The following is a 5,074-nucleotide window of genomic DNA, read 5'->3' as shown; positions in this document are numbered from 1 at the left end:
TGGCCGAGGGCACCCCGCTGCGCCACGACGGCGCCGGCGTGCCGCGCCTGGACATGGCGCGGGCCCGCTGGACGGCGGACGGCGGCGGCGCCGGGGACGGCGGGCCGCGGAAAACACGCTGAAGGCAGGAGACGGAGACGGCTCACAAGCACCAGCTTCCGTCATCCGGGCCGCCGGCGGTATGCCCGGCGCCCTCCGTACGGGGGACCGCACGGACGGTGCGGACCACCCCACCCCGGTGGTGCGCCCCGCGGCGTGCCCCGGGGTTCCCGTGCGGGCGGGTCACCCCGAGGCGTAGCGTCTTTCCCACCGCTTCGCCGCCCGATCCCATCCCCAAGGGGACCCCCCGCGAGAATCTGCGATGCACGTGAGCCTCTCTGTCCCGCCCCCGGACGCCGTCCGGGAAGCCCCCCGAACCGCGCAGGATTCCGGGGCGTACCGACTGGTGCGCGACCCGGTCCTGACCACGCACCCCCCTTCCCTGGACGCAAACCAGCGCGCGGTGGTTGAGCATCCGGGCGGACCGCTTCTCGTCCTGGCGGGGCCCGGCACCGGCAAGACCACGACGCTGGTGGAGTCCGTCGCCGCCCGGGTGGCGGCCGGCACCGACCCGGAGCGGGTGCTGGTGCTCACCTTCAGCCGCAAGGCCGCCGCCGAACTGCGCGACCGGATGACGGCCCGGATGGGCGGCGGCGCACCGCAGGCCACCACCTTCCACTCCTTCGCGTACGCGCTCGTGCGCGCGCACCAGGACCGCGAGCTGTACGCCGAGCCGCTGCGGCTGCTGTCCGGACCGGAACAGGACGTGTTCCTGCGCGAGCTGCTGGCCGGGCAGCTGGAGCTGCCGCCCCGGGTGCCGTGGCCCGCCGAGCTGCGCGCCTGCCTGACCACGCGCGGGTTCGCCGACGAACTGCGCGCCGTGCTCGCCCGCACCCGTGAGCTGGGGCTGGCGCCCGCCACCCTGGCCGGCTTCGCCCGCCGCACCGGCCGCCCCGACTGGGAGGCGGCGGCGCACTTCCTGGCGGAGTACCTGGACGTCACCGAGGCGCAGGGCGTCCTCGACTACGCGGGCCTGGTGCGCGGCGCGGTGCGGCTGGCGGAGCGCCCTGAGGTGGCGGCGCGCGTCCGGGCCCGGTACGACGCGGTGTTCGTGGACGAGTACCAGGACACCGACCCCGCGCAGACCGCGCTGCTGGCGGCGCTGGCCGGAGGCGGCGGGCGGGACCTGGTGGTGTTCGGCGACCCGGACCAGTCGATCTACGCGTTCCGGGGCGCCGACGTGGGCGGCATCCTCGGCTTCCCCGACGCCTTCCCGACCGCCGCGGGGGAACCGGCCCCGGTCGCCGTCCTCACCACCGGACGGCGGGCCGCGTCCGCCGTGCAGGACGCCACCCGGCTGCTCACCCGGCGGATGCCGCTGGCCCGGCTGCCGGCCGACGCGGTACGGCGCCACCGCGCGCTGACCACCGTGCGCGAGGGCGGGACGGTCGAGGTGTACACCTACCCGACGCCCGGCGCCGAACTGGAGAACATCGCCGATCTGCTGCGCCGCGCCCACCTGGAGGACGGCCTGCCCTGGGGCGAGATGGCCGTCCTGGTCCGCGCCGGGGGCCGCTCCCTGCCGGTGCTGCGCCGGGCGCTCACCTCGGCCGGGGTCCCGCTGGAGGTGGACGGCGCCGATCTGCCGCTGCGCCAGGAACCGGCGGTGGCGCCGCTGCTCATGGCGCTGCGGGCGGTCGCCGGGCCGTCCGCCGGCTTCGACCCGGAGACCGCGGCCGAACTGCTGACCTCGCCGCTCGGCGGTCTGGACGCCGCCGACCTGCGGCGGCTCGGCCGGGCCCTGCGGCACGAGGAGCGCGCCGCGGGGGCCGCCGTACCGAGCCCGTCCGGGGAACTGCTGGCGCGGGCGCTCGCCGAACCGGAGCGGCTGGTCGCCCACGACCCGGCGTACGCGGGCGGCGCCCGGCAGCTGGGCCTGCTGCTGCGCAAGACCAGGGAACTGCTGGCGGGCGGCGGCAGCCCCGAGGAGGCGCTGTGGGAGCTGTGGTCCGGCACCGGCTGGCCCGACCGCCTGGAGCGGGCCGCCCGGCGCGGCGGCGCTGCGGGCCGCAACGCCGACCGCGACCTGGACGCGGTGTGCGCGCTGTTCGAGGCGGCGGCCCGCGCCGAGGAGCGCGGCGGCGGGCGCGGCGTGCTGATCTTCCTCGACGAGCTGGACGCCCACGACATCGCCGCCGACACCCTGACCGCGCGGGCGGCGCGGCCCGACGCCGTCCGGCTGATGACCGCCCACCGGGCCAAGGGCCTGGAGTGGTCGCTGGTGGTGGTGGCCGGGGTGCAGGAAGGGCTGTGGCCCGACCTGCGGCGGCGCGGCTCGCTGCTGGAGGCGGACCGCATCGGCCGCGACGGGCTCGCCGAACCGCTGCCCCCGGGCGCGCTGCTGGCCGAGGAGCGGCGGCTGTTCTACGTGGCCGCCACCCGGGCCAGGGACCGGCTGGTGGTGACGGCCGTGCGCGGCGCCGACGACGGCGACCAGCCGTCCCGGTTCCTCACCGAACTGGGGGTGGAGCCGAAGGACGTGACCAGCCGCCCGCGCCGCCCGCTGGCCCTGTCCGCGCTGATCGCCGAACTGCGCGCCACCACCGTCGACCCCCGGGTGTCGCCCGCGCTGCGCGAGGCGGCGGCCCGGCGGCTGGCGAGACTGGCCGCGCTGCGGGACGACGACGGGCACGCGCTCGTACCGGCCGCGCACCCGCAGCGCTGGTGGGGGCTGCGCGCGCCGACCGAGTCGGCGGCACCGGTGCGCGACCCGCAGCGGCCGGTGGCCCTGTCGGCGAGCGCCCTGGACGAGCTGGTCAACTCCTGCGCGCTGAAGTGGTTCCTGGCCCGCGAGGTGCACGCCGACGCGCCCGCCACCGCCGCCCAGGGGTTCGGCAACGTGCTGCACGTCCTGGCCGACGAGGTGGCCTCCGGCACCACCCCGGCCGACCTCGCGGTCCTGATGGAACGGCTGGACGTGGTCTGGGACGGCCTCGCGTTCGAGGCGCCGTGGCAGTCCCGCAAGGAACGCGACGAGGCGCGCGCGGCCCTGGAACGCTTTCTGCGCTGGCACGTCCTGCAGAGCCAGGCCGGGTTCGAACCGGCCGCCTCCGAGGAGGACTTCGACGTCACCCTCGCGGCGGGCGAGCACCGGATCCGGATCCGCGGCACCCTGGACCGGGTGGAGCGGGACGCGGACGGCCGCGCCTACGTCGTCGACTTCAAGACCGGCCGCGCCAAGCCCACCCGGGCGGAGGTGGAACGCCACCCGCAGCTGGCCGTGTACCAGCTGGCGGTCCGGCACGGGGAGGACGGCACCGAGACCGGCGGCGCCGCACTCGTCCACCTGCGGCAGGGCGCGCCGAAGAAGGAGGGCGGCGACGCGCTGCCCGCCGTCCAGAAACAGCCGCCGCCGGAGGGCGACTGGGTCGGCGATCTGCTGGCCGCGGCGGCCGGGCGGGTCCTGGACGAACGGTTCTCCCCCACCCCCGGGCAGCAGTGCGGCACCTGCCACTTCCGCTCCTCCTGCTCGGCCCGCACCGAGGGCCGCCACGTCGTGGAGTAGCGCACACCGCGCCCCGCGCGCACGGCCCTGTCGGCGGCCGGGGATAGCCTCGTGCGCGTGGCCGCACGACTGACCCATCCCCGGGAACTGCGCGAGCTGCTCGGGATCCCGTTCACCCCCGAGCAGTTGGCGTGCATCACCGCACCCCCCGCCCCGCAGGCCATCGTCGCCGGCGCCGGCTCGGGCAAGACCACCGTCATGGCCGCCCGCGTGGTGTGGCTCACCGGCACCGGCCAGGTCGCCCCCGAACGCGTCCTCGGCCTCACCTTCACCAACAAGGCCGCGGGGGAGCTCGCCGAGCGGGTGCGCAAGGCCCTCCACCGGGCCGGCATCGCCCAGGAGACCACCGACACCGGCGAACCCGGCGGCGAGCCGCAGATCTCCACCTACCACGCCTTCGCCGGCCGCCTCCTCAAGGAACACGGGCTGCGGCTCGGCATCGAACCCGCCTCCCGGCTGCTCGCCGACGCCGGACGGTTCCAGCTGGCCGCCGAGGTGCTGCGCGCCGCGCCCGAATCCTTCGAGGCGCCCGGCAGCGGCTTCACCACCCTCGTCACCGACCTCATCGCCCTCGACGGCGAACTGGCCGAACACCTCGTGCCCCCCGAGCGGCTGCGCGCCTTCGACCGCGACCTCCTCGCCGAACTCGACGCCACCGCCCTCACCAACGCCGACCTGCGGCGCATCCGCGAGGCCGCCGCCGGACGGGGCCAGCTGCTGGACGTCGTCGAGGAGTACCGGGCCCGCAAACGCTCCCGCGACCTCATCGACTTCGGCGACCAGATCGCCCTCGCCGCCACCCTCGCCCGCGACATCCCCGAGGTCGGCCGGGCGCTGCGCGAGGAGTACGGGGTGGTCCTCCTCGACGAGTACCAGGACACCTCCGTCGCCCAGCGCATCCTGCTCGCCGGCCTGTTCGGCGACGGCACCGGGCACCCCGTCACCGCCGTCGGCGACCCCTGCCAGGCCATCTACGGCTGGCGCGGCGCCTCCGTCGCCAACCTCGACGACTTCCCCGAGCACTTCCCCGCCCCCGACGGCAGCCCCGCCCGGCGCTACTCCCTCAGCGAGAACCGCCGCAGCGGCGGCCGGCTGCTGCGGCTGGCCAACGACCTCGCCGCACCGCTGCGCGCCCTGCACCCCGCCGTCGTACCGCTGCGCCCGGCCGAGGACGCCGAGCACACCGGCCGCGTCCACTGCGCCCTGCTGCCCACCCACGCGGACGAACTGGCCTGGCTCGCCGACTCCCTCGCCCACCTGGTGCGCACCGGGACGCCACCGGGGGAGATCGCCGTGCTGTGCCGCACGGCCGGCGACTTCGCCGAGATCCAGCGCGCCCTGGTGGAACGCGACGTGCCCGTCGAGGTCGTCGGCCTCTCCGGGCTGCTGCTCCTGCCGGAGATCGCCGACCTGGTCGCCGTCTTCGAGGTCCTCGCCGACCCCACCGCCAACGCCGCGATGGTCCGGGTG

Annotated in this window: 2 protein-coding genes; both read left to right on the top strand. The window is 76.7% G+C overall.

Going from position 1 to position 5,074, the window contains the following annotated elements:
• Nucleotides 1–361 precede the first annotated feature (361 nt).
• Nucleotides 362–3,604 carry an ATP-dependent helicase gene (locus ACFV5N_RS24500; protein WP_385603756.1) on the top strand — a complete coding sequence of 1,081 codons (3,243 nt, stop codon included), beginning with the start codon at nucleotides 362–364 and terminating at the stop codon, nucleotides 3,602–3,604.
• 57 nt (nucleotides 3,605–3,661) lie between these two features.
• Nucleotides 3,662–5,074: ATP-dependent helicase (locus tag ACFV5N_RS24495; RefSeq protein ID WP_385603754.1), on the top strand; the 1,413-nt coding region annotated here is incomplete at its 3' end.

Origin of the sequence: Streptomyces sp. NPDC059853 (assembly GCF_042731495.1) — a bacterium.
In the GTDB taxonomy this organism is placed as follows: Bacteria; Actinomycetota; Actinomycetes; order Streptomycetales; family Streptomycetaceae; genus Streptomyces.
Note: the sequence above shows the minus strand (reverse complement) of the source record. Positions and strands in the feature narration are given on the sequence as shown.